Source organism: Paenibacillus sp. AR247, from assembly GCF_002968895.1.
Classification (GTDB): Bacteria; Bacillota; Bacilli; order Paenibacillales; family Paenibacillaceae; genus Paenibacillus_AQ; species Paenibacillus_AQ favisporus.
The window spans coordinates 1-2,367 of sequence record NZ_PCZT01000095.1 but is presented as its reverse complement, the minus strand read 5'-3'; the positions used below and the strand labels follow the sequence as shown (position 1 = coordinate 2,367).

Annotated in this window: 2 protein-coding genes; both read left to right on the top strand. The window is 59.0% G+C overall.

The window, feature by feature from the left end:
* Nucleotides 1–180 (top strand): hypothetical protein (locus CPT76_RS38210; RefSeq protein WP_181153271.1); only part of this gene is annotated, 180 nt, incomplete at its 5' end.
* Nucleotides 170–2,367: DUF4450 domain-containing protein (locus CPT76_RS36235; protein ID WP_181153270.1), on the top strand; the 2,198-nt coding region annotated here is incomplete at its 3' end. The genes CPT76_RS38210 and CPT76_RS36235, both read left to right, overlap by 11 nt.

The following is a 2,367-nucleotide window of genomic DNA, read 5'->3' as shown; positions in this document are numbered from 1 at the left end:
ACAACCGAGGGACAGGTGCCGAGGAGGGAATGGACAAATGAGGAGCGGCTGTCCTGGCTGATTAACGATACGTATGGCGTCGGAATCGCACTGCTGGCTGGCATTGAAACGAAGAGGCACCGGGCGTATCACGCCAGCTTGCAAGAGCCCGCGAAGGGAGCGGCCGCCCATGCCGAATAGAACGTATCTGTCCGGCCGAACCCCTTCGCCATACCAAGCGATGGACGGGGCTTTCCGGGTTGTAAACGGGTCTCAGGTATACAATCGTGCGTTGTACGGTGCTTACTTGCCGCATATAGGCAAACGGTTCCGCGTCTTTGCCGGCGACCTTCCCGAGTCGATGATGTTCCTGCCCGGCGACGGCGGCCGGCTGCTGCTTGGTCTCGGGGACGGCAGGACAATAAAGCCGCTGCGCGAATGCGTTCGGGTCGAAGCCAGATATGATGGGGCACGGATGGTCTACGAGATGACAGACCCGATCCTTGGACCGCGGGGAATGCTGCGTCTTGAGGTGATGCCACTTGCGGCCGAAGCGGGCATGGTGGTAAAAATCGACGCCACCGGTGGCCTGAACGGATTAACGGTTACGGCGGCATATGGCGGGGCGTCCGGGCAGACCCACGCCAGGACGCTGGACCCCGGCTACACGCCTCAGGAAGTGACGGAGCTGAAACCGGTCGATTGCGAAGGGAACAAGATCCAAGCACACGGTGACGGCTTCGAGCTGTCCGCCGGTTGGATGAAGGGAGGCCGGATCACGGGACAAACGACAATGCCCGGCACATTTGATGTGGAGAACGCCATGGAAACTCGGGTGTGGTTTCAAGGCGGAGCGGTTAATGCATCGGATCCAGTATCGGCACCACAAGGTTTCGGGACGAGACCGCGGGAATCCGGTGCTATGCCGGAGAATCCGTTACCGGATATGGATTCGTCTGCGAAGAGGCCGCTGCTCGTCTTTCAAAGCAGTGGGGATACTGATTGGAGCAGATCGCATTACATTGTGCTTCGCTACGGCGAAGCAGAGATCGTTCCACTCGAGGTTTCCGCAGCAGAGCAATTGTACCAGGAAGCTTCCGCCTGTTACGAACAGGTTGCGACAACCGCGACAGTCGATACGCCGAGCGAACTCCTGAACGCGGCGCTCCGAACCGCTTGTGCCGCGCTGGAAGCGGCCTGGCTGCCTCCGGTGTTCGCCCACGGAGCGTGGTCCTGGAACAGCCGGTTGTCGGGCTGGCGCAGCATGTATGGTCCCATTCAGCTCGGCTGGCATGACCGAGTACAAGCGGAGGCCAGCCATTTTATCGAGCTGCAGCTCAATGGCAGCTCTGGAGGCACCGGGGGGCCGGAGCCCGATCCCGAATTCGGGCTGACCAGGCAAAGCGGCCGCAGCGTTTTCGTCAGTGAAGGGATGATTCCTTACACGAAAGGCATGGAAGGGACGGCCAAATACGATATGCAGCAGGTGTTCATGGACCAGCTGTTAACAGAGTGGGAATGGACGGGCGGCCGGACGTTTGCGGCACAGCTGTACCCTGCGCTGAAACGACATCTGGCTTGGGAGCAGCGGTGCTTTGACGCTGACGGCGACGGCTTGTACGAAAACTACGCCAACTATTGGGCCAGCGACGGCGTATTCGCATCGGGAGCGGGCTGCGCCTTAGCTTCCGCTTATAATTACCGTGCCCATTTAGGTGCAGCGGAGCTGGCCGGGCAGTTAGGCGAAGATCCGGCGCCTTACCGCCGGCGCGCGCAGCAAATTCGCGAAGCGGTGCACGGCAGGCTGTGGCTCGTCCAGGAAGGACACATCGCGGAATCGCAAGACGGATACGGCGCTAATTTGGTCCATCCTTCGGCCAGTCTGCCGACGATCGTGCATACGATCGAATCCGGCATTTTGGACGATTTTCAAATTTACCAGACGCTGCAGTATACGAAGCACGTGCTCGAGCGCGTAGCTATTGAAACAAGCGAAGGTGTTGGAGAACTCGTATGGAACAGCAATTGGGCGCCCTACGTTTGGAGCGTCCGGGACATCGATTATGCGGATGTCCTGCACGCGGCATTGAGCTACTTTCGGATCGGGCAGGCGGAAGAGGGGTATAAGCTATTGCTCGGTGCTGTTCACGACTCGACCTCCCGCCATGTGTCACCGGGAGCTTTCATGTGCGTCTACGAGGGCAAAAGCGTCGACTTTACTGATACATCCAGCATGTTTGCCAGAACGGTGACCGAAGGGTTGTACGGCATACAAGCGAAGCTGCAGCATGGCCGGTACGAAATTTCGCCTAATTTTCCGGAGGGATGGAAACGAGCATCATTCCGTTCCGAGCGAATCGGGTACAGCTATAGCCGGGAAGGCCAGAC